At 54.8% G+C, this 24,913-nt stretch carries 22 protein-coding genes; 13 read left to right on the top strand and 9 right to left on the bottom strand.

All coding sequences use genetic code 11. The features are described 5' to 3' along the window. Positions 1-53: 53 nt before the first annotated feature. The 3 genes from aceF to pdhR form a co-directional block, all read right to left on the bottom strand. Entirely contained in the window at positions 54-1,664 is a 1,611-nt protein-coding gene (aceF, locus tag J2125_RS15260) for a dihydrolipoyllysine-residue acetyltransferase (protein ID WP_017800437.1), read from the bottom strand. A 13-nt stretch (positions 1,665-1,677) separates the two neighbouring features. Continuing rightward, positions 1,678-4,341 (bottom strand): pyruvate dehydrogenase (acetyl-transferring), homodimeric type, encoded by a 2,664-nt coding sequence (gene aceE / locus J2125_RS15255; RefSeq protein ID WP_017800438.1) that lies wholly within the window; start codon positions 4,339-4,341, stop codon positions 1,678-1,680. 182 nt (positions 4,342-4,523) lie between these two features. Further along, positions 4,524-5,288, bottom strand: a complete 765-nt coding sequence (gene pdhR, locus J2125_RS15250; protein ID WP_017800439.1) for a pyruvate dehydrogenase complex transcriptional repressor PdhR — start codon at positions 5,286-5,288, stop codon at positions 4,524-4,526. Positions 5,289-5,815: 527 nt separating this feature from the next. Between pdhR and aroP the strand changes: the two genes are divergently transcribed. From aroP to J2125_RS15235, 3 genes are all read left to right on the top strand, one after another. Next, positions 5,816-7,171, top strand: coding sequence for an aromatic amino acid transporter AroP (gene aroP / locus J2125_RS15245; protein ID WP_026111615.1), 1,356 nt, complete (start codon positions 5,816-5,818; stop codon positions 7,169-7,171). A gap of 214 nt (positions 7,172-7,385) precedes the next feature. Continuing rightward, positions 7,386-8,798 carry a glycoside-pentoside-hexuronide (GPH):cation symporter gene (locus tag J2125_RS15240; RefSeq protein ID WP_017800441.1) on the top strand — a complete coding sequence of 471 codons (1,413 nt, stop codon included), beginning with the start codon at positions 7,386-7,388 and terminating at the stop codon, positions 8,796-8,798. Next, complete coding sequence (locus tag J2125_RS15235; RefSeq protein ID WP_017800442.1) at positions 8,798-9,748, top strand: glycoside hydrolase family 43 protein; 951 nt, start codon at positions 8,798-8,800, stop codon at positions 9,746-9,748. The genes J2125_RS15240 and J2125_RS15235 overlap by 1 nt, the downstream gene beginning before the upstream one ends. Here the strand turns inward: J2125_RS15235 and ampE are convergent, their stop codons facing one another. Both ampE and ampD read right to left on the bottom strand, forming a co-directional pair. Beyond that, the gene (gene ampE / locus J2125_RS15230; RefSeq protein WP_017800443.1) at positions 9,749-10,603 is read right to left on the bottom strand and encodes a beta-lactamase regulator AmpE; all 855 of its coding nucleotides are present in this window, start codon (positions 10,601-10,603) and stop codon (positions 9,749-9,751) included. It lies immediately after the preceding gene. Next, positions 10,600-11,175 carry a 1,6-anhydro-N-acetylmuramyl-L-alanine amidase AmpD gene (gene ampD, locus J2125_RS15225; RefSeq protein ID WP_017800444.1) on the bottom strand — a complete coding sequence of 192 codons (576 nt, stop codon included), beginning with the start codon at positions 11,173-11,175 and terminating at the stop codon, positions 10,600-10,602. Before ampD ends, ampE begins: the two co-directional genes overlap by 4 nt. Before the next feature lie 202 nt (positions 11,176-11,377). Between ampD and J2125_RS15220 the strand changes: the two genes are divergently transcribed. From J2125_RS15220 to J2125_RS15210, 3 genes are all read left to right on the top strand, one after another. Next, on the top strand, positions 11,378-11,938 hold the full coding sequence (locus J2125_RS15220; protein WP_017800445.1) for a fasciclin domain-containing protein: 561 nt from the start codon (positions 11,378-11,380) through the stop codon (positions 11,936-11,938). Between the two features lie 83 nt (positions 11,939-12,021). Then, positions 12,022-12,576, top strand: a complete 555-nt coding sequence (locus tag J2125_RS15215; RefSeq protein WP_017800446.1) for a sigma-70 family RNA polymerase sigma factor — start codon at positions 12,022-12,024, stop codon at positions 12,574-12,576. Beyond that, entirely contained in the window at positions 12,573-13,244 is a 672-nt protein-coding gene (locus J2125_RS15210; RefSeq protein ID WP_017800447.1) for an anti-sigma factor, read from the top strand. The genes J2125_RS15215 and J2125_RS15210 overlap by 4 nt, the downstream gene beginning before the upstream one ends. Here J2125_RS15210 and J2125_RS15205 read toward each other — a convergent pair. Continuing rightward, positions 13,241-14,443, bottom strand: coding sequence for an amino acid deaminase (locus tag J2125_RS15205; RefSeq protein ID WP_017800448.1), 1,203 nt, complete (start codon positions 14,441-14,443; stop codon positions 13,241-13,243). The genes J2125_RS15210 and J2125_RS15205 overlap by 4 nt on opposite strands. Before the next feature lie 141 nt (positions 14,444-14,584). Between J2125_RS15205 and nadC the strand changes: the two genes are divergently transcribed. From nadC to hofC, 4 genes are all read left to right on the top strand, one after another. Beyond that, the gene (nadC, locus tag J2125_RS15200; protein WP_017800449.1) at positions 14,585-15,475 is read left to right on the top strand and encodes a carboxylating nicotinate-nucleotide diphosphorylase; all 891 of its coding nucleotides are present in this window, start codon (positions 14,585-14,587) and stop codon (positions 15,473-15,475) included. Positions 15,476-15,685: 210 nt separating this feature from the next. Continuing rightward, a complete protein-coding gene (ppdD, locus tag J2125_RS15195) occupies positions 15,686-16,138 on the top strand; it encodes a prepilin peptidase-dependent pilin (protein WP_017800450.1) in 453 nt (150 codons plus the stop codon). Next, complete coding sequence (gspE, locus tag J2125_RS15190; protein WP_017800451.1) at positions 16,138-17,541, top strand: type II secretion system protein GspE; 1,404 nt, start codon at positions 16,138-16,140, stop codon at positions 17,539-17,541. The genes ppdD and gspE overlap by 1 nt, the downstream gene beginning before the upstream one ends. Further along, positions 17,534-18,733 carry a protein transport protein HofC gene (gene hofC, locus J2125_RS15185; protein ID WP_017800452.1) on the top strand — a complete coding sequence of 400 codons (1,200 nt, stop codon included), beginning with the start codon at positions 17,534-17,536 and terminating at the stop codon, positions 18,731-18,733. Before gspE ends, hofC begins: the two co-directional genes overlap by 8 nt. A gap of 84 nt (positions 18,734-18,817) precedes the next feature. Here hofC and J2125_RS15180 read toward each other — a convergent pair whose 3' ends face one another. After that, positions 18,818-19,858 carry a GMP reductase gene (locus J2125_RS15180; protein ID WP_017800453.1) on the bottom strand — a complete coding sequence of 347 codons (1,041 nt, stop codon included), beginning with the start codon at positions 19,856-19,858 and terminating at the stop codon, positions 18,818-18,820. A 243-nt stretch (positions 19,859-20,101) separates the two neighbouring features. On the opposite strand from J2125_RS15180, the gene coaE reads away from it, so the two are divergent. Genes coaE through yacG form a run of 3 tightly spaced genes read left to right on the top strand, consistent with a single transcriptional unit; the run spans position 20,102 to position 21,676 of the window. Continuing rightward, positions 20,102-20,740 carry a dephospho-CoA kinase gene (gene coaE, locus J2125_RS15175; RefSeq protein WP_017800454.1) on the top strand — a complete coding sequence of 213 codons (639 nt, stop codon included), beginning with the start codon at positions 20,102-20,104 and terminating at the stop codon, positions 20,738-20,740. Then, positions 20,718-21,461: a cell division protein ZapD gene (zapD, locus tag J2125_RS15170; RefSeq protein ID WP_017800455.1), complete on the top strand. Its 744-nt coding sequence runs from the start codon at positions 20,718-20,720 to the stop codon at positions 21,459-21,461. Before coaE ends, zapD begins: the two co-directional genes overlap by 23 nt. An 8-nt stretch (positions 21,462-21,469) precedes the next feature. Next, a complete protein-coding gene (gene yacG, locus J2125_RS15165; RefSeq protein ID WP_017800456.1) occupies positions 21,470-21,676 on the top strand; it encodes a DNA gyrase inhibitor YacG in 207 nt (68 codons plus the stop codon). A 33-nt stretch (positions 21,677-21,709) separates the two neighbouring features. On the opposite strand, the gene mutT is transcribed toward yacG, so the two are convergent. Both mutT and secA read right to left on the bottom strand, forming a co-directional pair. After that, positions 21,710-22,108 (bottom strand): 8-oxo-dGTP diphosphatase MutT, encoded by a 399-nt coding sequence (gene mutT / locus J2125_RS15160; protein ID WP_017800457.1) that lies wholly within the window; start codon positions 22,106-22,108, stop codon positions 21,710-21,712. A gap of 98 nt (positions 22,109-22,206) precedes the next feature. Next, on the bottom strand, positions 22,207-24,912 hold the full coding sequence (gene secA / locus J2125_RS15155; protein ID WP_026111616.1) for a preprotein translocase subunit SecA: 2,706 nt from the start codon (positions 24,910-24,912) through the stop codon (positions 22,207-22,209). Position 24,913 lies beyond the last annotated feature (1 nt).

The following is a 24,913-nucleotide window of genomic DNA, read 5'->3' as shown; positions in this document are numbered from 1 at the left end:
ACTTCTCAATCCAGGAGCCTGTAATAAGGCCGGCAACATGCCGGCCTGTTAACTTACATCACCAGACGGCGAATATCTGCCATGATGGTGCCGATGTAAGCGGCAAAACGCGCACCCGCCGCGCCATCGATGACCCGATGGTCGAAGGAGAGTGACAGAGGCAGCATCAGGCGTGGTACAAACTCTTTACCGTTCCACACCGGTTTCATCGATGATTTAGACACACCGAGGATCGCCACTTCCGGCGCATTGACGATGGGGGTAAATGCCGTACCGCCAATGCCGCCAAGGCTGGAGATGGTGAAACAACCACCCTGCATATCAGAAGCCGTCAGCTTACCGTCGCGCGCTTTCTTCGAGATCACCGCCAGTTCCTGCGACAGCTCAACAATGCCTTTCTTGTTGACGTCACGGAACACCGGAACCACCAGACCATTTGGCGTATCAACCGCCACACCGATATTGATATATTTCTTCAACGTCAGTTTCTGGCCATCTTCCGACAGTGAGCTGTTGAAACGTGGGAACTCTTCCAGCGCTTTGGCAGCCGCTTTCATCAGGAACACCAGTGGGGTGATCTTCAGATCCAGTTTCTTCTTCGCTGCTTCGTCATTCTGCTGCTTACGGAAGTTTTCGACTTCAGTAATATCCGCTTCGTCGTGCTGGGTAACGTGCGGGATCACGATCCAGTTACGGCTCAGGTTAGCGCCAGAGATTTTCTGGATGCGGCCCATCTCGACTTCTTCGATTTCACCGAACTTGCTGAAATCAACTTTCGGCCACGGCAGCATGCCCGGGATACCGCCGCCCGCTGCAGCAGGTGCAGACTCGGCGCGTTTCACGGCATCTTTCACGTATGACTGAACGTCTTCTTTCAGAATACGACTTTTACGGCCAGTGCCTTTGACTTTCGCCAGGTTAACACCGAATTCACGCGCCAGACGACGGATAACCGGGGTGGCGTGTACGTAAGCGTCGTTCTCGGCGAAATCGCTTTTCGCTTCAGCGTTAGCGGCGGGCTTCGCCTCTTCTTTCTTCGCAGGCGCCGGAGCCGCTGCTTCTTTTTTCTCAGCCGCTGGCGCTTCTGCCGCAGCCGGAGCCGCAGCGCCAGAACCGGCGGTTTCGAACACCATAATCAGCGAGCCGGTGCTGACTTTATCGCCAGTCGCGATTTTGATCTCTTTGATCTTACCGGCGAATGGCGCAGGCACTTCCATTGACGCTTTATCGCCTTCCACGGTGATCAGTGACTGCTCAGCTTCAACGCTGTCGCCCACTTTCACCAGGATTTCAGTCACTTCAACTTCGTCTGAACCGATATCCGGCACGGCAACTTCTTTGCTTTCGCTGGCTGCCGGTGCGGCCGCAGCAGCTGGCGCCGCTGCGTCTTTTTTCTCTTCTGCCGGAGCAGGCGCAGCTTCTGCTGCACCGTCGGCGGATTCGAAAATCATAATCAGTTTACCGGTTTCCACTTTATCACCGGTGGCCACTCTGATCTCTTTCACTACGCCAGCTTCTGGCGAAGGGACTTCCATCGAGGCCTTGTCACCTTCCACGGTGATCAGCGACTGTTCAACTTCAACTTTATCGCCAACTTTCACCATAATCTCGGTGACTTCAACTTCGTCTGCACCGATATCCGGTACCTTGATTTCGATAGCCATTAAACTTTACCTCTTATGCCAGACGCGGGTTGACTTTATCAGCATCGATATTGAATTTCGCAATGGCTTCCACCACGACTTTCTTCTCGATTTCGCCGCGTTTGGCCAGTTCGCCCAGGGCTGCTACAACAACGTAAGACGCATCCACTTCGAAGTGGTGACGCAGATTTTCACGGCTGTCAGAACGGCCAAAGCCGTCGGTACCCAGCACGCGGTAATCGCTTGATGGTACATAGCTGCGAACCTGCTCAGCGAACAGTTTCATATAGTCAGTTGACGCCACGGCCGGTGCTTCGTTCATCACCTGAGCAATGTACGGCACACGCGCTTCTTCAGCCGGGTGCAGCATGTTCCAGCGCTCACAATCCTGACCATCACGCGCCAGTTCGGTAAATGAAGTCACGCTGTAAACGTCAGAACCGACGCCGTAATCTTTCGCCAGAATCTGCGCTGCGTCACGCACATGACGCAGGATAGAGCCTGAACCCAGCAGCTGAACTTTACCTTTGCTGCCTTCTACCGTCTCCAGCTTGTAGATACCCTTACGGATACCCTCTTCCGCACCCTGCGGCATCGCAGGCATATGGTAGTTTTCGTTTAGCGTGGTGATGTAGTAGTAGATGTTCTCTTGTGCTTCACCGTACATACGCACCAGACCGTCATGCATAATGACAGCCACTTCATAGGCGTAAGCCGGATCGTAAGAGATACAGTTAGGGATAGTCAGTGACTGAATATGGCTGTGGCCATCTTCATGTTGCAGACCTTCACCGTTCAGTGTGGTACGACCGGAAGTACCGCCTACCAGGAAGCCGCGCGCCTGCTGATCGCCTGCCGCCCAGCACAGGTCGCCGATACGCTGGAAACCGAACATTGAGTAGTAGATGTAGAACGGAATCATCGGCAGGTTGTTGGTGCTGTAAGACGTTGCCGCCGCCAGCCAGGATGCGCCTGCGCCCAGTTCGTTGATGCCTTCCTGCAGGATCTGACCTTTTTCGTCTTCTTTGTAGTAAGCAACCTGCTCACGGTCCTGCGGGGTATATTGCTGGCCATTCGGGCTGTAGATACCGATCTGACGGAACAGACCTTCCATACCGAAAGTACGCGCTTCATCGGCGATAATTGGCACCAGACGATCTTTGATCGACTGATTCTTCAGCATCACGTTCAGCACACGCACAAAGGCGATAGTGGTCGAGATCTCTTTGTTCTGCTCTTCCAGCAGTGACTGGAAATCAGACAGCGCGGGCATTTCCAGCTTCTCGCTGAACTTCGCCTGACGGGTTGGCAGGTAGCCACCCAGTTTCTGGCGCTGAGCGTGCAGATAGGTGTGCTCTTCTGAACCTTCAGCAAAGGTCACGTAGGGCAGTTTTTCGATATCCGCATCTTCAACCGGTACGTTGAAACGATCACGGATATAGCGCACGCCATCCATGTTCACTTTCTTCACCTGGTGAGCGATGTTTTTCCCTTCTGCGGAGTCGCCCATACCATAGCCTTTAATGGTATGCGCCAGAATCACTACCGGCTTGCCTTTGGTGTCCTGCGCTTTTTTCAGCGCCGCATAGACTTTCTTCGGATCGTGGCCGCCACGGTTCAGCGCCCAAATCTCGTCGTCGGTCATATCTTTCACCAGCTCAGCGGTTTCCGGATATTTGCCGAAGAAGTGTTCGCGCACATAAGCGCCGTTACGCGATTTAAAGGTCTGATAGTCGCCGTCAACGGTTTCGTTCATTAGCTGGATCAGTTTACCGCTGGTATCTTTACGCAGCAGCTCATCCCAACGACCGCCCCAGATCACTTTGATCACTTCCCAACCGGCGCCGGCAAAGATGCCTTCCAGTTCGTTAATGATCTTGCCGTTACCGGTGACCGGTCCGTCCAGACGTTGCAGGTTACAGTTGATGATAAAGCACAGGTTGTCCAGCTTCTCGCGGGTCGCAATAGTGATCGCGCCTTTGGATTCTGGCTCATCCATTTCGCCGTCGCCGAGGAAGGCGTAAACGGTCTGTGCGGCAGTCTCTTTCAGACCACGGTGCTCAAGATACTTGAGGAATTTCGCCTGGTAGATCGCGCCTAACGGACCAAGGCCCATCGATACGGTTGGGAACTGCCAGAAATCAGGCATCAGTTTTGGATGCGGGTAAGAAGAGAGACCCTTACCATCCACTTCCTGACGGAAGTTATTCATCTGATCTTCAGTCAGACGGCCTTCAAGGAAGGCACGGGCGTAAACGCCTGGGGAGATATGACCCTGGAAATAAACCAGATCGCCGCCATCTTTGTCGTTACGCGCACGGAAGAAGTGGTTAAAACACACTTCATAGATGGTGGCGGATGACTGGAAGGAGGACATATGACCGCCCAGATCCAGATCTTTCTTCGATGCACGCAGAACCGTCATGATGGCGTTCCAGCGGATCGCGGAACGGATACGACGTTCCAGAGAGGCGTTGCCCGGATATTCCGGCTCGTCTTCAGTGGCAATGGAGTTGATGTACTGGCTGACACCAGCACCCGCAGCCACTTTAACGCCACCTTTACGTGCTTCGCTTAATACCTGATCAATCAGATACTGCGCGCGCTCAACACCTTCTTCACGGATGACCGATTCGATCGCCTGTAGCCAGTCGCGAGTTTCAATCGGATCCACGTCATTGTGTAAACGTTCTGACATGGGGGGTATTCCTTATCTGTGTCTAATACGTTGAATTGTCTGGAGCCTGTCTCGTTGCACTCTGCCTGATTATGGAGCGCAAGGAGACAGGCTCGTCGTTTATCCCTTTCATCCTTCAGGTTGCCGCTGAGTCAGTTGCAACGCGAATGGTGTCGGGTATATAGCCGCGTTTTCTCGACGCGTTATTCCTTACGTTGCTGTAAACGTCGTAAGGAGCGCTCTCTACGACTCTGCTCCCGACTTCTGTCCAGCAATATTTCCTCGATAAACGCCAGATGGCGGTGTGACGCTTCACGAGCCTGTTCCGGCTCGCGTGCCACAATCGCCGCAAAGATGCTGGCGCGGTGACCGCTCACTTTCGCCAACATTTCCCGGCGTGAGTAGAGCAATTCAAAGTTCTGCCGGACGTTCTTCTCCAGCATCGGTCCCATACAGCGCAACAGATGCAACAGCACCACATTGTGCGCCGCTTCGGTGACAGCAATCTGATACTGCATAACCGCATCGGCTTCGGCGTCTAAATCGCCGCTATCCTGTGCCTGCTGAATCACCTGATGACATTCGCGAATGCGCTGCAAATCTTCGTCGGTGCCGCGCAACGCCGCATAGTAGGCGGCAATGCCTTCCAGTGCGTGACGGGTTTCCAGCAGATCGAACTGAGATTCAGGATGTTCGGCAAGCAGTTCTACGAGCGGATCGCTCAGGCTTTGCCACAGGCTTTGTTGTACGAATGTGCCACCGCCCTGACGGCGCAGCAGCAGACCTTTTGCTTCCAGACGCTGGATAGCTTCACGTAAAGAGGGGCGGGAGACATCAAACTGTTTGGCGAGCTCGCGCTCTGGCAGCAGCTTCTCACCCGGACGCAGGGTCCCTTCCATAATCAGAGACTCGAGCTGTTGCTCGATTGCATCGGATAGCTTTGGTTGGCGAATCTTGCTGTAGGCCATCTTCCCTTCTTCCTGCCATTTGTCCGAAGTAAATTGGTAATACCAATTGCAAAAAGGTGTCCGTAAAGTAACAAAGTATTCACCTTGTGTCTATATGGCATAAGCCCGAAACCGGGGCTGGCTCACGTTGTAAAGAGACTGATTAGCCACCGGAAAGCGTATCAAACGCGGGCGACAGAATTGTTAATAACGCTAACTTTTACGAAACCTTACACGGAGTTAGTGGGGTTTCTGGCGCTAAGCCATAAGGCGAAGCTATTCGTCTTTCGGGCCAATCTATGCCAGAAGAGGATATTGCGCGGCAGATGTAACTGACTATTTCTTCACCACTTCGCCGCACAAAAAGAGAAAGCATGTGCAAAGGCCAGCGCTTACCACTATTCTTGTCGCGGAGAAAGCATCATTTCGTTTTTTGTGATGCTGTTACTGTAAAATAATCAATACGTTATCTGTCAGATTTTGCTTACAACGGCTCACGCAGCGGCGCAAAAAATGCCAATAAGAATAACGACATCACGAGGTTTTATATGGAACAACAACAAGGCGATGCGCTAAAAAGGGGATTGAAAAATCGCCATATTCAGCTTATTGCATTGGGTGGCGCGGTAGGTACCGGCTTGTTTCTGGGGATCGCACAAACGATCAAAATGGCTGGTCCGTCAGTACTGCTGGGTTACGCGATTGGCGGCTTTATTGCCTTTATGATTATGCGTCAGCTGGGAGAGATGGTGGTGGAAGAGCCGGTAGCCGGTTCCTTCAGCCACTTCGCTTACAAATACTGGGGCAATTTTGCCGGCTTTGCTTCCGGCTGGAACTACTGGGTGCTGTATGTACTGGTGGCGATGGCTGAGCTGTCCGCAGTCGGTATCTATGTACAGTACTGGTGGCCGGAGATCCCGACCTGGGTCTCTGCCGCCGTGTTCTTCTTAGTGATCAACGCGATTAACCTCTCCAACGTCAAAGTGTATGGCGAAATGGAGTTCTGGTTTGCCATCATTAAAGTGGTGGCGGTGGTCGGAATGATCATTTTCGGTGGCTGGTTGCTGTTCAGTGGGACTGCCGGGCCGGAAGCGAAGGTCAGCAATATCTGGGATATTGGCGGCTTCTTCCCGAATGGCGTCACCGGTCTGGTGATGGCGATGGCAGTGATTATGTTCTCCTTTGGTGGCCTTGAGCTGATCGGCATAACCGCGGCGGAAGCGGACGACCCGGAAAAAAGCATTCCCAAAGCGACCAATCAGGTGCTGTATCGTATCCTGATTTTCTATATCGGTTCGCTGGCCGTGCTGCTTTCACTCTACCCATGGACCAAAGTGGTCGAGGGCGGCAGCCCGTTTGTGATGATTTTCCATGACCTCGGCGACAGCCTGGTGGCGAATGCGCTAAACGTGGTGATTCTGACCGCGGCGCTGTCGGTATATAACAGCTGCGTCTACAGTAACAGCCGCATGCTCTACGGCCTGGCGAAACAGGGCAACGGCCCGAAAGCGCTGCTGAAAGTGGATGCACGCGGTGTTCCGGTGATCGCCATTGCGGTTTCCGCGCTGGCCACCGCCATCTGCGTACTGGTGAACTATCTGATGCCTGGTGAAGCATTCGGCATTCTGATGGCGCTGGTGGTTTCTGCGCTGGTGATCAACTGGGCAATGATTAGTCTTGCCCACCTGAAATTCCGCCGCAAGAAAGATCAGCAGGGTGTGACCACTCGCTTTAAAGCGCTGCTCTATCCGGTTGGCAACTGGATCTGCCTGGTGTTCCTCGCCGGTATTCTGGTGATTATGGCGATGACGCCAGGTATGGCGATTTCAGTCTGGCTGATCCCGGTTTGGGTGCTGATCCTTGCTATCGGCTACTTTATTAAGAATAAAGCGCAGAAGGCGTAATATTGTCGGCGGGCGGCGGGAACGCCGCCCCTACGCCAGGCTTCATGTAGGGGCGGCGTTCTCGCCGCCCGTGTTAATGATCTCCATCACACTTCTCCCTGCACAGTCATTTTGTCCATCTGCGCGACGGTTTCCTGCTGCGCACAGTGAGACATAAACATCAATAATGTTTCCCACTACAGAGGATGACCCTCCAGCGGCGGGAGAACAGACAATGAAGGCAACAGCGCTTTCGGTTAAAGAAAAAATTGGCTACGGCATGGGCGACGCGGGTTGCAATATGATCGGCGGCGCCATCATGTTGTTCCTCAGCTATTTTTACACTGATGTGTTTGGCCTGGCGCCAGCAATGGTCGGCATCCTGCTGCTGTCGGTGCGCGTGCTGGATGCGGTTACCGATCCGATTATGGGGGCGATTGCCGACCGTACGCGCAGCCGCTGGGGACGTTTTCGCCCGTGGCTGTTATGGGTATCGGTGCCCTACGTGCTGTTTAGCGTCCTGATGTTTACCACGCCGGAATGGAGCTATCAGAGTAAAGTGATCTATGCCTTTATCACTTACTTCCTGATGTCGCTCTCCTACACCGCCATTAATATTCCTTACTGTTCACTCGGCGGGGTGATTACCAACGATCCTGGCGAGCGCGTCTCGTGCCAGTCTTACCGTTTTGTGATGGTCGGCATCGCCACGCTGATTCTGTCACTGTCGCTGCTGCCGCTGGCGGAGTGGTTTGGCGGCGCAGACCGGGCGCGTGGCTACCAGATGGCGATGGGCGTACTGGCCACTATCGGTCTGTTTATGTTTCTGTTCTGCTTTGCCACGGTGCGCGAACGCATCACTCCGGCAGTACCGAGTAATGACGATCTGAAAGCCGATCTGAAAGATGTGTGGAAAAACGATCAGTGGGTGCGCATTCTGCTGCTGACCTTCTGCAATGTGTGTCCCGGCTTTATTCGCATGGCCGCCACTATGTATTACGTCACCTGGGTGATGCAGCAGTCGACCAGCTTCGCCACGCTGTTTATCAGTCTTGGGGTGGTTGGCATGATGATTGGCAGTACGCTGGCGAAACCGCTTACCGACCGCTGGTGCAAACTGAAAGTATTTTTCTGGACCAATATCGTGCTGGCGATCTTCTCCACCGGTTTCTGGTTCCTCGATCCGCATGCCACGGTATTGATTCTGGTGATGTACTTCCTGCTGAATATCCTCCATCAGATCCCGTCGCCGCTGCACTGGTCGCTGATGGCGGATGTTGATGACTACGGCGAGTGGAAAACCGGTAAACGCAGCACCGGCATCAGCTTCTCCGGCAACCTGTTTTTCCTGAAAGTGGGACTGGCGGTGGCCGGGGCGATGGTCGGTTTTCTGCTGTCATGGTATGGCTACGATGCGGGTGCGAAACAACAGAGCGCCACGGCGATTAACGGCATTATGCTGCTGTTTACCGTGATCCCTGGCGTCGGTTATCTGATTACCGCAGGCGTCATTCGTCTGTTAAAAGTTGACCGTCAGCTGATGCAGACCATTCAGATCGATCTGGCTAAACGGCGCGAAAACTATCGTGAACTAAGCGACTACCGCGAAGGAAAACCTCTTGATATCAAACCAGAGGGAGCAGCGTAATGTCTGACCAGAGCTGGCCTAACCCGTTTATTGAACAGCGCGCTGACCCCTTTATTCTGCGCCACGAAGATCACTACTACTTTATCGCCTCAGTACCCGAATATGACCGGCTGGAGATCCGTCGCGCCGACACGCTAAGCGGTCTGCGTGAAGCCAGCGCCGTGGTGGTGTGGCGTAAACCGCCCGGCGGCCCGATGAGCGAACTGATCTGGGCGCCGGAACTGCACTACATTGATGGCCGCTGGATGATCTACTTCGCCGCCGCCCCGAGCAGGGCGATTAAAGACGGGCTGTTTCAGCACCGGATGTTTGCGCTGGAGTGTCGCGACAGCGATCCCCTAAGCGGTAACTGGCAGGAGCGCGGACAGGTGCGTACCCCGATCGACAGCTTTGCGCTGGATGCCACCGTATTCCGGCATCAGGGCAAAAACTGGTATCTGTGGGCGCAGAAAGATCCGCTGATCCCCGGCAACTCCAACCTCTATCTGGCCGAGCTGGAAAATCCCTGGACGCTAAAAACCCCGCCGGTGATGCTAAGCCGTCCGCAATATCAGTGGGAGTGCGCCGGTTTCAGCGTGAATGAAGGCCCGGCGGCGATCCGTCACGGCGACAAGCTGTTTGTCAGCTATTCCGCCAGCGCCACCGATGAAAACTACTGTATGGGATTATTATGGATTGATGCCGATGCGGATCCGCTGCGTCCGGCCAACTGGTCAAAATCGGCGCGTCCGGTGTTTACCACTCACTGGCTGCACCGGCAATATGGCCCGGGGCATAACAGCTTTACCACCGCAGAAAATGGCGAAGATATACTTGTGTATCATGCGCGTAACTATACGGAAATCGAGGGCGATCCATTATGGGATCCAAACCGCCATACGCGCATTAAAAGCTTCAGCTGGGACGCTGACGGTATGCCCGATTTTGGCGTACCGCCAGCCGAAGAGTAGTTACACCAGGGTGCCGTAAATCGTCAGTATTGCCACCACCACCACCAGCACTAACGACACCTTTTTAGCCAGCGACACCGCCACGCGCGGTGTCTCGGTTTTATCCAGATGAGGATCGCGCGCCAGCGAGAACTGCGCCAGCTGGGTCAGCACCTGATATTGCGAGCTGTGGCGATCGCCAAGCGAAGCAAACCACGCAGGCAGCGCGCGCTCACCGTGCCCCAGCAGTGCATAGGCCACCCCGGCCAGACGCACCGGGATCCAGTCAAGCCAGTGTAACACCGCATCAATGCCGGACTGTGAGCGCTCCAGGGGCGTATGGTGCCGCGCCAGCCAGCTCTGCCAGCCGCGTAAAAAGGCATAACCGACCAGCAGTACCGGCCCCCATGCGCCGCCGACCACAAACCAGAACATCGGCGCCAGATAAAAGCGGAAGTTAATCCACAGCAAGGCATTCTGCAGTTCGCGCAGGTATTCGCGCTCGTCGCAATCCACCGGAATGCCGTGGATCAGCGTCAGCTCTTCCGCCATTGCATCCCGCGCGTTAGCGTCGTTGTGGCTGGCCGCCTTCAGATAAGCGTGATAATGCAGGCGCACGGAACCCGCGCCAATACAGAGCAGCCCCACCAGAATCCAGAAAATCAGCTGCACCACGCCAAAGAACAGCCCTTTTAGCGAACCGATCACCACCATCACTATCGCCATCGCGATCAGTGTCATCAGTATGGTCCGCAGCAGTGAAAAACGCCGTTGCCGGCGAAATAGCGGTTCCAGCCGGTGATCCAGTTGCCAGTGTTCACCTGATTTGAACAGGCGCTCCCAACCTAACACCAGCAATAAGCTAAACAGGGTCATGCATTGCGCTCCTTCGGAGTGGTATCCCTCGCGAGATCTAAGGCGTGGCGAAATTTTTCCCAGTCAAATGCCGGTCCGGGATCGGTTTTGCGCAGCGGCGCAATATCGCTATGGCCGGTAATACGCTCAACCGTCAGCGGATAGTGCTGCATCAGCAGCAGTGTGACGTCCTTCAGCGCATGATACTGCGCATCGGTATAGGGAAGGATATCCGTTCCTTCCAGCTCAATGCCGATTGAAAAATCATTACAGTTTTCACGGCCCTGCCAGAGAGAGACGCCCGCATGCCATGCGCGCAGATGGAAAGGAACGTATTGCACTATTTCCCCGTCGCGGCGAATCAGGCAATGAGCCGAAACGCGCAGATGACTGATTTCTGCGAAAAAGGGATGGATGCTGGCATCCAGCGTGCCGGTAAACAGCGCATCAATATACGGGCCACCAAACTCGCCGGGCGGCAAACTGATATTGTGCACCACCAGCAATGACGGCGCTTCATCCGCGGGGCGTAAATTAAAATGTGGCGATGGCACCTGCTTCACATCCACAATCCAGCCATCCTGCAACTGCATCCCCTTCCCTCCCTTCATAACATTTCCCTCAGAGTAGCACGGTTTTTTTTCCGTTAAGAAATCTTATACCTGCCACCGCTTTAATCGGTCATTGAGCGGTAACACAACTTTTTTCGTCTCTGCTGCATCCAAATCGCCCGCCGGTTCGTACATAGCAATGTGAGGCAATCAATGCCCCCTGTCACTCAACAAGGAAATAATCATGAAAACCTTAATTCGCTCTGCTATCTGCGCTTCATTGCTGTTCAGCAGTGTTTCAATGGCTGAAATGATGTCGAATATCGTGATGGTTGGCGGTGCTGAAATGTACCCGTCAAAAGATATTGTTGATAATGCGGTAAATTCAAAAGACCACACCACGCTAGTTGCTGCGGTAAAAGCGGCCGATCTGGTGACAACCTTAAAAGGCCCGGGTCCGTTTACGGTATTTGCGCCGACCAATGACGCCTTTGCCAAATTACCGGCAGGCACGCTGGAGAGTCTGCTTAAACCCGAGAATAAAAAGCTGCTGACCAGCGTTCTGACTTACCATGTGGTCGCCGGTAAATATGATATGAAAGCGTTGCAGAAAAAATTAAAACAGGGCCATGGCACGGCGGAACTGACAACCGTCAATGGTCAGCCATTGTGGATTATGAGCAACGGCCCGCACAATATTCAGTTAAAAGATGGCAAAGGTTTTGTCGCCAATATCAGTACCTATGATGTAAACCAGAAAAATGGCGTTATCGATGTGATTGATACCGTATTGATGCCAAAATAAGCGCATCTATACTTGCTGTGCCGCGCAATATTTCGCGGCACAGACACAGTGTTGCCTTCCGCAGCGCCATCACAGGATAAGAGATGACGGACACCCCCCCCAACGAGCAGGTTTTATTGCTAGCCGCTGTCGCGTCCGGAGACCGTCAGGCTTTAGCATCGCTTTATCATCAAACCTCACCGCATCTGTATGCCATCGCGCTGCGCATGATGCGCCGTCGCAGCTGGGCGGAAGAAGTACTGCATGACAGTTTTATTCTCGTCTGGCAACGTGCCGCCAGTTATAACCCGGAACTTAGCGCGCCGAAAACCTGGCTGACACATATTGTGCGCCACCGCGCCATTGACTGCCTGCGAATGCGTGACAATAACCTTGAGGCTCTGGATGAGCAGCCGCAAGAGGAGCTGATGGCGATGTCCGCTCCGGCAGCCGACCAGTTAGACGCCAGCCAGCAGGCGCAGCGCCTGACTGAGTGCCTCGGATATTTATCCGCCGACCAGCGGCAAAGTATCACGCTGGCCTACTATCAGGGGCTGTCGCATGGTGAAATTTCCACCCATTTGCAGCAGCCGTTGGGCAGTGTAAAAAGCTGGATTCGTCGTGCGCTGGATCATCTTAAGAATTGTGTAGGTATATGAAAAACAGAAGCGATTACGATTCAGCGCTGGCGGCAGAATATGTGCTCGGCACCTTGCGTGGCGCAGCGCGACTCAAATTTGAACGGCGTTTACAGCAGGAGCCAGAGCTGGCGCTGGAAGTCAGCCGCTGGCAGAACGCGCTGGCGCATCTTGATGACTCACTGACGCCAGTCACGCCGCCCGCGCATATCTGGAAGAAAATCGCCCTGAGTCTGCCGGCTATCCAGCCCGCCAGAGCAAAACCGCACGGCTGGCACTACAGTGGCTGGGCGCTGGCCGCATCGCTGGCCGGAATATTGCTTTACTCCAACTTGCGCACGGAGACAGCGCCCACTGACCAGCCTGTCGCTATCCTGAATAGCGCAGATAACGCCAAAGGACAGTGGATCGTCAATATTAACCCGGCGCGAACCGAGCTAAGCCTGACGGCGCTGAATCCTCCGGCGCTGGACAGTAAGCAAAGTCTGCAACTGTGGCTGATTCCTGCTGACGGCATACCCCGCTCTCTGGGGCTGATACAGGCCAGACAGCTTAACCGGGTCGATATCAGCCATCATCAGCTGGCTAACCGCCTGACGCTGGCGATTAGCCTTGAGCCGCAGGGCGGTTCACCAACCGGTCAGCCAACCGGCCCGGTGTTGTTTAATGGACAGCTGTCGCAGCTTTAGAAAAAAGTCGGCAACGTTTCAACCACCTGCAAATTGTCATCAACGACACACAGCTGACGCCACTTATCGAACGTCAGACAGGGATGCGAAGCGCCAAAAGCGATAATATCGCCGGGCGTCAGCTGATGATCGGCGGGAACCTGCAGAAAAGCATGCTGATCCATCAGGCGGACAACCTGATAACTGGCGTCCAGGCTGCGGGCTTCGCTCTGCCCCTGTTGATAGACGCGCAGCGGCACCGGCATACTGTCGTGGGCGATATCGCGTTTTCCCAGCGCGGCAATTACCCGTCCAGCTTCCGGCGTCGACTGCACATAAGCGAACACTTCCATGGCTGGCAGCAGAGCGCTGTGCATCTCAGGATGGCGCGCCAGCAGCGCATTTTGCGCCTGCTTGTAGATACCGTGATCGTGAACCAGATAACAACCGGGACGCATCAGGGTAATAAAAGCATCACGCGCATCTTCACGGGCAAATGCCTCAGCCACCAGGTCGTACCATGTCGACCCCGAGGCAGTGATAATCGGATGCTCACTGGCAAACTTGCCGGCTGTTTTCAGCGCCAGCGCGGTTTTCACCAGCATGCTGATAAAGGCCGCAACATCCTGCTGCTCACTGTCACTGAAGATCACTCCTTCATAGCCTTCAATACCGCTAAGCGCCAGCGAGTCATACTGAGCAATCGCTGCAGTCACCTCGTTAATCTGCTGCTGTGTACGGCAACCGCAGCGCCCGTTGACCACGCCCACTTCCAGCATCACATTCAGCGTGAGTCCCTGCTGATGGAAAAAGGCGCCCAGCTGATGCACATTGACCGCACTATCCACCAGGCAGTGAAACTCAATATCGCCCGGGCGCAGCAGATCGGCCACAATCTGCATATTCGCCTGGCCCAGCAGCTGATTCGCCAGCAGCATCCGCCGGATGCCATGCTGTGCCGCAACAGCGCACTGGGTCGCCGTTGCCAGCGTGATCCCCCAGGCGCCAGCATCCATCTGACGCTGAAACAGCGCCGGAGCCATGGTGGTTTTGCCATGTGGCGCCAGCTCAGCGCCGTGCGCCGTGGCATACTGCTGCATCCAGCCCAGATTATGCTGCACTGCCGACTGGTGTAATACCAGCGCAGGCAGAGAGACATCCTGTAACAGCTGTTTGCCGCTTACCGGTAGCCCTTTCTGTCGAATCGATGTCACCTGCATACTTTTCCCTGTTTCATAAGTGGGTTGCTGATCCCGATACCTTTACGCGTTCACTGGCTTACGTCAACCGCCGTCTGGCAAGCTTTTAGCAAACGCGCTAGAGTGTCCGCACTCTATTATCCGAACCTTCGGAGCTTGAATATGACGACACGCCGCTACGACTCTGACAGTCGCCGTACAGAACTGCTGGGCCGTATTGAGAACGATATTCCTGCCGCGGTTGCCAATGCGCTACAGGAAGATTTAGGAGGCGAAGTGGATGCCAGTAATGACATCACTGCCAGTCTGCTGCCTGCCGATACCCAGTCTCATGCCACGGTGATTACCCGTGAACCGGGGATTTTCTGCGGTAAACGCTGGGTGGAAGAGGTGTTTATTCAGCTCGGCAACCGCACCCAGCTGACCTGGCATGTCGACGATGGCGAGGCGATTAGCGCTAATCAGCTGCTGTTTGAAATTGCCGGCCCGGCGCAGCTGATTCTGACCGCCGAACGCACCGCGCTTAACTTTGTACAGACCCTGTCCGGCGTGGCAACTGAAGTCAGCCGCTATGTCACCTTGCTTGAAGGCACTGATACCCAGTTGCTGGATACGCGTAAAACCCTGCCGGGCCTGCGCACCGCGCTAAAATACGCCGTGCTGTGCGGTGGCGGCAGCAACCACCGGCTGGGACTTTCCGATGCTTTTCTGATTAAAGAGAACCATATTATTGCCACCGGCTCGATTCGACAGGCGGTAGAAAAAGCCTTCTGGCTGCATCCTGATGTTCCGGTTGAAGTGGAAGTGGAATCCCTTGATGAGCTGGAGCAGGCGCTGGCCGCTGGCGCGGATATCGTGATGCTGGATAATTTCAGCGTCGAGCAGATGCGCGAAGCCGTGGCCTTAACCGCAGGACGGGCGCTGCTGGAAGTGTCCGGCAATGTGACCAATGAGACGCTGCGCACCTTTGCCGAAACCGGGGTGGACTATATTTCCGTTGGCGCGCTGACCAAGCATGTGCGGGCGCTCGATCTGTCGATGCGCTTTAACTGAACAACGGGAGCCGATAACGGCTCCCCTACCAGACTGTTAGGGGTGGCGTTATCGCCGCCCGTTCTGTGAACCCGCTTCCACTCTGTTTGTCCTCTGCTATCTCTCCGCTAAAACCTTTCCGCGATCCCGCGCAAATTACCGCTTTACCACTGGTTTCCACCAGCCAGCCTGCTTATGGTGCCGTCAGACACCCCAAGGAGAGCAGTAGTAATGGACAAGCATAAGCAACGCGGATTCACGCTGATTGAACTGATGATCGTGGTCGGTATCGTCGCCATCCTTAGCGCGATAGGTTTACCGGCGTATCAAAACTACCTGCAGAAAGCGGCGCTCACCGATATGTTGCAGACCATGATGCCGTATAAAACAGCGGTGGAACTCTGCGCCATTGAGCGTGGCGCTACCACAGCCTGTAACGCTGGCAGCAATGGCGTGCCTGCCGGTAGCGGCTCGCGCTATGTGCGCAGTGTGGCGGTTGCCGCCGGGGCGATTACGCTGACAGGTCAGGAGAGCCTGGATGGCTTAACCGTTGTGTTAACCCCAATCTGGGCCGCGGCCGATGGGCGTATTAGCTGGCAGCGCAGCTGCAACAGCGTCCAGAGCAGCCTGGCGGAGGCCTGCAACGATGTGTTCCGCTTTGATGATGCTACGGGGACACGCTAATGGAGACGGCAAATCAGCGCACGATCCAGGCGCTCTGCCAGCGCTACCAGGCGATTATTCTGCAGCATACCGCTGACCGGCTGCATCTGGCGATCAGTGAAACCCCTGATGCGCAAATGATTGAGGCGCTGCGCTTCGCCAGCCAGTGTCATGTTGAGATCGAGTGCTGGCCACAGGCGCGGATCGAACAATACAGTCAGCAGTCATCCGCCAGCCCGTTGGCGCGCGAAAGCAGTAGCGATGAGGCGCAAGGCGCTTCGGCGGTTGATCTGGTGGATCAGACCCTGCAAATCGCCATCCAGCGGCGTGCCTCTGATATCCATTTTGAACCGCAGGCCAATGGGTTACGCATCCGTCTGCGCATCGATGGTGTACTGCACCCGCTGCAAGGCAGTTATCACAATATTACCGCCTCGCTGCTGGCGCGGCTGAAAATCCTCGGCAACCTCGATATCGCTGAACGGCGCATGCCTCAGGACGGCCAATTTAGCCAGCAGGTGAATGGCAAAGCTGAGTCATTTCGCCTCTCGACACTGCCGGTGCGCTTCGGCGAAAAAGCAGTGATTCGTTTGCTGCAAAGTGAAGCTCAGGCGATTGATCTCGACAAACTCGGCATGCCTGCCGCCGCGCTGCAATGTTACCGCGCCGCGCTGGCGCGTCCGCAGGGACTGATTCTGGTTACCGGCCCTACCGGCAGCGGCAAAACCTTTACCCTCTATAGCGGCTTAAGCGCGTTAAACCAGCCGGGGAAAAATCTGTGCAGCGTCGAGGATCCGGTAGAGATCCCATTGCCAGGGGTCAATCAAACGCAGGTCAACAGCAAATCCGGACTCGATTTTCATTGCGTGCTGCGGGCGCTGTTACGCCAGGATCCGGATGTGATTATGCTGGGGGAGATTCGTGACGGTGAGACCGCCGAAATCGCCATTAAAGCGGCGCAAACCGGCCATCTGGTGTTATCGACTCTGCATACCAACTCCACCACTGAGACCCTGACCCGCCTTGGTCAGATGGGGATCCCCGGTTATCTGCTGGCATCGGCGCTAAAGCTGGTAATTGCCCAACGCCTGGTGCGCCGTTTATGTCCGCATTGCCGCCAGCCTGCTGCTGCGCTAACCCACTTTCCGTCGGCCCTGTGGCCAGGCGCGCTGCAAAACTGGCGCGCCGTGGGTTGCGACCACTGCTTTTCTGGCTATTACGGTCGGCTGGCGCTTTTTGAGCTGCTGCCGATCAGCGACCCGCTGCAACAGGCCATTGCCGCCAATGCCACGCCCGATGAACTGGCCAGCCTGGCGCAGCAGCAGGGAATGAACTCACTGTTTACCGAAGGTCTGCATGCGGTTAACCGTGGTGATACCTCACTGGAGGAGATCAATCGCATTGTGGGTGTCGGTGATGGCTAATCCTACGCTGTTTCACTGGCAGGCGATTGATGCCCGCGGTGACTTTGTTAGTGGTGCTTTACTTAGCAACAGTTCACTTATGGTGATGCAGCAATTACTTGATAAAGGCTGTTCGCCGGTGTCGATTAAGCGAGGTAAAAGCTGGCGTCCGCGTGACTGGCAATGGCAGCACAAGGTTATGTTGATCCGCCAGCTGGCAACCTTGCTGAAAGCGGGGCTGACGCTGGCGCAGGGCGTCAGACTGCTGGCCGAAGGCCATCCTCATCCGGGCTGGCAGGCGCTGTTGCTGGATATCCAGGCGCAAATCGAACAGGGCGCCCCTTTTTCGCAAGTGCTGGAACGCTGGCCAGAGATTTTCCCGCCGTTATTTCCGGCGCTGATGCATATCGGTGAAGTCACCGGTCAGCTGGATGAGTGCTGCTTTCAGCTGGCGCGTCAGCAGGAGCGCCAGCAACAGTTGCAAAAGAAGGTGATCAAAGCGTTGCGCTATCCGCTGTTTATTCTGCTGGTCGCTCTCGCGGTAACCGTGGGGATGCTGGTATTGGTGCTTCCGGAGTTTGTCTCGATTTACGCAGCGTTTGACGCTCCGCTGCCAGCGTTTACTGCGGCGGTAATGGCGTTGTCCGAAACCCTGCAGCGGGGTGTTATGCCGCTGACCATGATCACCCTGCTGACCGTTCTGCTGTGGCGTAGCCAGCGCAGAAAACGTGTAACCTGGCAACGTCGGGAACAGCAACTGCTGTTGCGTCTGCCGTTGATTTCATCTCTGTATCGCGGCAGCCAGCTTAGCCAGATTTTCACCACCCTGACCTTGACCCAGCAGGCCGGTCTGACCCTGCTGCAAAGCTTGCAGGCGGTAGAAAAAACCCTGAGTGACTGCCTGTGGCGCGAAGCTATCAGTGATTTACAGCAGCATATCGCTGCAGGCAACCCCCTGCATCAGGCGCTGGCGCAGCATAAACTTTTTACCCCGCTCTGCCATCAGCTGATTAAAGTGGGTGAAGAGGCCGGTTCACTTGATATCTTACTGGCGCGGCTGGCGCAATGGCATGAAGAACACACCCATGAGCTGGCAGATACGCTGGCCGCCACGCTGGAACCGCTAATGATGGTAGTGATTGGGATAATTGTCGGGACGTTAGTGGTGGCAATGTACCTGCCGATATTTGGTCTGGGGGATGCGCTGGGGTAACCCGGCTGCTGCAAATCATCAACACGGGCGGCGATAACGCCGCCCCTACGGGGTTGTAGGGGAGCCGTTATCGGCTCCCGGGGTTTATCGATTAAACACACGGTTTTCCTGCTCGGCCACGCGAATAAAGGTAGTGCGTTTGGTCAGCTCTTTCAGACGCTCAGCGCCGACATAAGTGCAGGCAGAACGCAGGCCACCGAGAATATCGCGGGCGGTATCTTCCACCGCCCCACGCAGCGGCAACTTCACGGTTTTACCTTCTGCGGCGCGGTATTCGGCCACGCCGCCGACATGGCGTTTCATCGCCGATTCGGAGCTCATGCCGTAGAACAGCATAAATTGTTCGCCATTCTCTTCCACAATGGTGCCTTCACACTCGTTATGGCCCGCCAGCATACCGCCAAGCATGACAAAATCCGCACCGCCGCCAAACGCTTTTGCCACATCGCCCGGCACGGCACAGCCGCCGTCGCTGACAATCTGGCCCCCCAGGCCGTGAGCGGCATCGGCGCACTCAATCACCGCGGAAAGCTGTGGATAGCCAACACCGGTTTTCACTCTGGTAGTACAGACTGAACCCGGGCCAATGCCCACTTTGACAATATCAGCGCCGGACAGTATCAGCTCTTCCACCATCTCACCGGTGACCACATTACCGGCGCAAATGGTTTTATCCGGACAGGCTTCACGCACGCGCTTTAAGAACTCAACAAAATGTTCCGAATAGCCATTAGCCACATCAATACAGATAAAATTCAGTGCCGGTGACAACGCCAGAATCTGCTGCATTTTAATAAAGTCAGCCTCAGAGGTACCGCTGGAGACCATCACATGACGCAACACGTTTTCCGGCACGCTGGCGACAAAGGTGCGCCACTGCTCAACACTGTAGTGTTTATGAACTGCGGTAAGAATATCGAATGACGCCAGCGCCTCTGCCATGCGGAAAGAGCCAACGGTATCCATGTTAGCGGCAATAATGGGAACGCCTGACCAGGCGATGCCTGAATGTTTGAAGGTAAACTGACGTTCGAGTTCAACCTGGGAGCGGCTTTTCAGCGTTGAACGCTTAGGCCGGATAAGAACATCTTTGAAACCGAGTTTTAAATCTTCTTCGATACGCATGACATATTTCCTGGTTAGTGGCGACGATCTGACGATCGGGTGCTGCTGCCCAGCTCCAGTGAAGCTATCATACGCGCTAAAATCGCGACTACAAGACTGCGAAAGTGGCTTTATTTACGCTACAATCGCTTAAATTTATCTGAAAATCTCACTTGTGATCCATGCCGCAGAATTCAGGGTAGTTATTGCGATAAAACCCCCGAAATTCTGATTTTTCTCGCAAGTTAATCTGGAATCAGGCTTATGCGCTATACCGTCGCGCTGACCGGTGGCATCGGCAGCGGAAAAAGCACCATCGCCAATGCCTTTGCCGCGCTGGGTGTGGATGTGGTGGATGCGGATGTGATTGCCCGTCAGGTCGTCGAACCCGGTCAGCCGGCATTGCAGGCCATCGCCGAAAAGTTTGGCGATGCCGTCATCAATACCGACGGCACGCTAAATCGCGCCAGCCTGCGTCAGAAGATTTTCAGTTCAGCTGCGGATAAGCAGTGGCTGAACAACCTGCTTCACCCCTTAATCCACCAGCAGACACGTCGTCAGCTGGCTGCCAGCCACTCTGTATGGTGCTTATGGGTTGTGCCGCTGTTAGTTGAGAACAATCTGCATAAGCTGGCAGATCGTGTGCTGGTGGTCGATGTTGACCCGGAAACTCAGCTGGCGCGCACCATGGCGCGCGACAATATCAGTCGTGAACAAGCCAGCAATATTCTTGCTGCCCAGGCGACGCGAGAAGCACGCCTGGCCGTAGCTGATGATGTTATCGATAACAGTGGCGATCCCGCAGCGGTATTACCACTTGTTGCTGCGTTGCATCAGCGCTATTGCGCGCTGGCGACGCTGGCAGAACAGGATAAAAAGCATGAGCACAACGATACTATTTGAGCATCCACTGAATGAAAAAATGCGTACCTGGCTGCGTATCGAGTTTTTACTTAAGCAGTCAGAGGCGAGTAAAAGCATTACCGACCATCTTGGCGCGCTGACATTTTTCCGCAACGCCGCTGAATTACTGGATGTTTTTGAGCGTGGCGAGCTGCGCACTGACATCCTGAAAGAGCTGGATCGCCAGCAGCTGAAGCTGCGATCCTGGGCTGAAGTCCCTGGCGTCGATATGGAGCTGATTAACGCGTTAAGCCAGCGTCTGAAGCGCTGCTCTACGGTGCTGATGGCAGCGCCACGTATGGGACAGCAGCTGCGTGAAGATCGCCTGATCGGTCTGGTACGTCAGCGCCTCAGTATTCCCGGTGGTTGTTGCAGCTTCGATCTGCCCACCCTGCACGTCTGGCTGCATCAGGAGCAGCAGCTGCGTGACAATCAGGTGACGCAGTGGCTGGAGTCGCTTAGCGCCGTACGCGAAGCGCTGACCTTGATCCTCGAACTGATCCGTCAGTCGGGAATTTTCCGTAACCAGACCAGCCTGAATGGTTTTTTCCAGGATAATGCGGAGGGTTCCGATCTGTTGCGTTTGCAACTGATGCTGGAAGACTCGCTTTATCCGCAAGTGTCGGGGCATAAGAGCCGCTATGCGATTCGTTTTTTGCCGCTGGATAGTGAGAACGGTGACGTTCCTGCCCGACTCGATTTTGAACTGGCTTGTTGTTAAAGGTTGTTATGAAAGAAGAAATAGTGAGTGTGAACTGCCCGACCTGTGGCAAAGAGGTGATCTGGGATGAGCTGAGCCTGTGGCGGCCATTTTGCAGCAAACGCTGCCAGCTTATTGACCTCGGTGAATGGGCCGCAGAAGAGAAACGTATCCCCAGCAGCGGCGATCTGTCCGACAGCGACGACTGGAGCGAAGAGCAGATCGATCGTCATTAACTGCAGCGGGCGGCGACAACGACGCCCGAATATTCAGCCGGTGATTTCCGCCAGCAGACGGGCAACAATGGGAATATTCGCGGGTGGAAACTCTGCCGCGACTAATTGCGCCTGCGGCACCCAGCGCATCGGCTGTCCTTCACGGCCATAAGGTTCGCCATTCCAGGCTTCGACGATAAAAAAGTGCAGCGTAACGCGTAAATCTTCGTAGGTATGATCTGCGGTATCAAAAGGCTCGGCTGCCGTAACCTCAATCCCGGTCTCCTCCAGCAATTCACGTTTTAGTGCTTCTGCCGCACTCTCTTCCGCTTCAATTTTACCACCAGGAAATTCCCACATATTCGCCATATGCGAGCTGGCTGAACGCTGCGCGAGGAAAATTTCCTTACGGGCGTTACGAATAATGCCTACCGCAACTTGCAGGTGCTTCATTATTTATCTCCATAAAAAATGGGCGGCGAGAACGCCGCCCCTACGAAGGATTGACTGAAATATTGTAGGGGAAGCATTCCCGCCGCCCCTGACAGATATCAGGCTAAGCGCCCATGACACTGTTTAAATTTCTTACCGGAACCGCATGGGCAGGGATCGTTACGGCCCACTTTGCGTTCACCTGTCTGACTTGCCATTGATGCTGCCGCTTCGCTATCGGCATCAACATGGCTCAGCTGCTGCTGCTGTTGCAGACGCTCAGCTTCCAGACGGCGCTGTTCTTCCATCGCTTCCACTTCTTCCGGCATACGCACCTGAACTTTGCACAGGGTGCTGATCACTTCATATTTCAGTGATTCCAGCATGGCGCCGAACATCGCGAACGACTCACGCTTGTACTCCTGCTTAGGATCTTTCTGCGCATAACCACGTAAGTGGATACCCTGACGCAGATAATCCATTGCCGCCAGGTGCTCTTTCCACAGGGAATCCAGCGTTTGCAGCATCACGCCTTTTTCGAAGTTGCGCATCATTTCGCTGCCAACCACTTCTTCTTTCGCCAGGTAGACGGCTTTGCCCTGCTCCATGATACGCTCACGCAGCGTCTCTTCATGCAGATCAGGCTCTTTATCCAGCCACTCAGCGATTGGCATATCGAGGTCGAAATCGTTTTTCAGACGCTCCTGCAAACCGGCCACATCCCACATCTCTTCCAGTGACTGCGGTGGAATATAGCTGTCGATGGTGGTTTTAAACACATCGTCGCGGATGCTGTTAATGGTTTCGCTGACATCGGAAACATCCAGCAGTTCGTTACGCTGGGAGTAGATCGCACGACGCTGATCGTTGGCGACGTCATCATATTCCAGCAGCTGCTTACGAATATCAAAGTTGCGGCTTTCTACTTTACGCTGCGCATTGGCAATCGCTTTCGTCACCCATGGATGCTCAATCGCTTCACCTGGTTTCATACCCAGTTTACGCATCATATTAGAGACGCGATCTGAGGCGAAAATACGCATCAGCGCATCTTCCATTGACAGGTAGAAGCGCGATGAACCCTGGTCACCCTGACGACCGGAACGGCCGCGCAGCTGGTTATCGATACGGCGTGATTCATGACGCTCGGTACCGATAATATGCAGACCACCTGATGCCAGTACCGCATCATGGCGAATCGTCCACGCGGCTTTAATCGCGTCAATCTGCTCTGCGGTCGGTTCTTCCAGCGCGGCGATCTCAGCCTGCCAGCTACCGCCCAGCACGATATCGGTACCACGACCGGCCATATTGGTAGCGATAGTCACCGCCCCCGGCTGGCCTGCCTGCGCCACAATGTCCGCTTCGCGGGCGTGGAACTTGGCGTTCAGTACGCTGTGCTTCACACCAGCGCGATCCAGCGCGGCAGAAACCACTTCGGATTTTTCAATCGAGATAGTACCGACCAGAATCGGCTGGCCGTTAGCAGAACGCTCACGGATATCTTCGATAATTGCATCGATCTTCTCCGCCTCAGTCATATAGACCAGATCCGGCAGATCTTTACGCACCATCGGACGGTTAGTCGGCACCACAATGGTATCCAGCTTGTAAATCGAGCTGAATTCAAAGGCTTCGGTGTCGGCAGTACCGGTCATACCGGCCAGTTTCTCATACAGACGGAAGTAGTTCTGGAAAGTGATCGAAGCCAGCGTCTGGTTTTCGTTCTGAATATCCACGCCTTCTTTCGCTTCAACCGCCTGATGCAAACCATCAGACCAGCGACGACCCTGCATGGTACGGCCAGTGTGTTCATCAACGATGATCACTTCGCCATCTTTCACAATGTAATCGACATCACGGGCAAACAGCACATGCGCGCGCAGTGCGGCGGTGACATGGTGCATCAGCATAATATTGGTTGGTGAGTAGAGTGATTCTCCCTCATCCATAATACCTTCGCTGACCAGCAGCTCTTCGATATTGACCAGGCCACGCTCGGTCAGGTGTACCTGACGCGCTTTTTCATCCACCGAGAAGTGACCTTCACCCTGGAAGGTATCGGAGTCTTCTTTCTCCTGACGGATCAGGTGCGGGATGATTTTATTCACTTTGATATACATCTCGGAGCTGTCTTCAGCCGGGCCCGAAATGATCAGCGGTGTACGCGCTTCATCGATCAGAATGGAGTCAACCTCATCCACCAGCGCATAGTGCAGTTTACGCTGCACGCGTTCTTCCGGGCTGAACGCCATATTATCGCGCAGGTAGTCAAAACCGTATTCGTTGTTGGTACCGTAAGTAATATCGGCGGCATAAGCGGCGCGTTTGGCCGGGGCGGGCATATTTGGCAGGTTAATACCGATGCTCAGACCAAGGAACTCAAACAGGGCGCGGTTATTCTCGGCATCACGCTGTGCCAGATAGTCGTTGACGGTTACCACATGCACGCCCTTGCCGCTTAACGCGTTCAGGTAGGCAGGCAGGGTTGCAGTCAGGGTTTTACCTTCACCGGTACGCATCTCGGCGATACAGCGGTCGTTCAGCACCATACCGCCCAGCAGCTGCACGTCGAAGTGACGCATACCAAATACACGCTTACTGGCTTCACGCACCGTGGCAAACGCTTCCGGGATCAGGCTTTCCACTTCTTCGCCTTTCGCCAGACGTGCGCGGAATTCATCGGTTTTCGCCTTCAGTTGATCGTCAGAGAGCGCTTCGTATTCCGGCTCCATCTTATTGATCTGTTCAACCGCTTTACGCATACGACGCAGCGTACGATCGTTACGGCTACCAAAGACTTTGGTTAAAATTTTCGTCAACATA

This window comes from Winslowiella toletana (genome assembly GCF_017875465.1).
Classification (GTDB): domain Bacteria; phylum Pseudomonadota; class Gammaproteobacteria; order Enterobacterales; family Enterobacteriaceae; genus Erwinia; species Erwinia toletana.
The sequence above is the reverse complement of the archived record's forward strand: the minus strand, read 5'-3'. Positions and strand labels throughout refer to the sequence as shown.

Excerpts from the sequence above, each read along its gene's own strand:
- J2125_RS15220 (WP_017800445.1), top strand. The coding sequence starts at position 11,378 with ATGAAAACCTTAATTCGCTCTGCTATCTGCGCTTCATTGCTGTTCAGC.
- ampD (WP_017800444.1), bottom strand. The coding sequence starts at position 11,175 with ATGCAGTTGCAGGATGGCTGGATTGTGGATGTGAAGCAGGTGCCATCG.
- J2125_RS15205 (WP_017800448.1), bottom strand. The coding sequence starts at position 14,443 with ATGCAGGTGACATCGATTCGACAGAAAGGGCTACCGGTAAGCGGCAAA.
- J2125_RS15235 (WP_017800442.1), top strand. The coding sequence starts at position 8,798 with ATGTCTGACCAGAGCTGGCCTAACCCGTTTATTGAACAGCGCGCTGAC.
- ampE (WP_017800443.1), bottom strand. The coding sequence starts at position 10,603 with ATGACCCTGTTTAGCTTATTGCTGGTGTTAGGTTGGGAGCGCCTGTTC.
- secA (WP_026111616.1), bottom strand. The coding sequence starts at position 24,912 with ATGTTGACGAAAATTTTAACCAAAGTCTTTGGTAGCCGTAACGATCGT.
- nadC (WP_017800449.1), top strand. The coding sequence starts at position 14,585 with ATGACGACACGCCGCTACGACTCTGACAGTCGCCGTACAGAACTGCTG.
- coaE (WP_017800454.1), top strand. The coding sequence starts at position 20,102 with ATGCGCTATACCGTCGCGCTGACCGGTGGCATCGGCAGCGGAAAAAGC.
- J2125_RS15215 (WP_017800446.1), top strand. The coding sequence starts at position 12,022 with ATGACGGACACCCCCCCCAACGAGCAGGTTTTATTGCTAGCCGCTGTC.
- aroP (WP_026111615.1), top strand. The coding sequence starts at position 5,816 with ATGGAACAACAACAAGGCGATGCGCTAAAAAGGGGATTGAAAAATCGC.
- J2125_RS15210 (WP_017800447.1), top strand. The coding sequence starts at position 12,573 with ATGAAAAACAGAAGCGATTACGATTCAGCGCTGGCGGCAGAATATGTG.
- mutT (WP_017800457.1), bottom strand. The coding sequence starts at position 22,108 with ATGAAGCACCTGCAAGTTGCGGTAGGCATTATTCGTAACGCCCGTAAG.
- yacG (WP_017800456.1), top strand. The coding sequence starts at position 21,470 with ATGAAAGAAGAAATAGTGAGTGTGAACTGCCCGACCTGTGGCAAAGAG.
- aceF (WP_017800437.1), bottom strand. The coding sequence starts at position 1,664 with ATGGCTATCGAAATCAAGGTACCGGATATCGGTGCAGACGAAGTTGAA.
- J2125_RS15240 (WP_017800441.1), top strand. The coding sequence starts at position 7,386 with ATGAAGGCAACAGCGCTTTCGGTTAAAGAAAAAATTGGCTACGGCATG.
- aceE (WP_017800438.1), bottom strand. The coding sequence starts at position 4,341 with ATGTCAGAACGTTTACACAATGACGTGGATCCGATTGAAACTCGCGAC.
- zapD (WP_017800455.1), top strand. The coding sequence starts at position 20,718 with ATGAGCACAACGATACTATTTGAGCATCCACTGAATGAAAAAATGCGT.
- hofC (WP_017800452.1), top strand. The coding sequence starts at position 17,534 with ATGGCTAATCCTACGCTGTTTCACTGGCAGGCGATTGATGCCCGCGGT.
- pdhR (WP_017800439.1), bottom strand. The coding sequence starts at position 5,288 with ATGGCCTACAGCAAGATTCGCCAACCAAAGCTATCCGATGCAATCGAG.
- ppdD (WP_017800450.1), top strand. The coding sequence starts at position 15,686 with ATGGACAAGCATAAGCAACGCGGATTCACGCTGATTGAACTGATGATC.
- J2125_RS15180 (WP_017800453.1), bottom strand. The coding sequence starts at position 19,858 with ATGCGTATCGAAGAAGATTTAAAACTCGGTTTCAAAGATGTTCTTATC.
- gspE (WP_017800451.1), top strand. The coding sequence starts at position 16,138 with ATGGAGACGGCAAATCAGCGCACGATCCAGGCGCTCTGCCAGCGCTAC.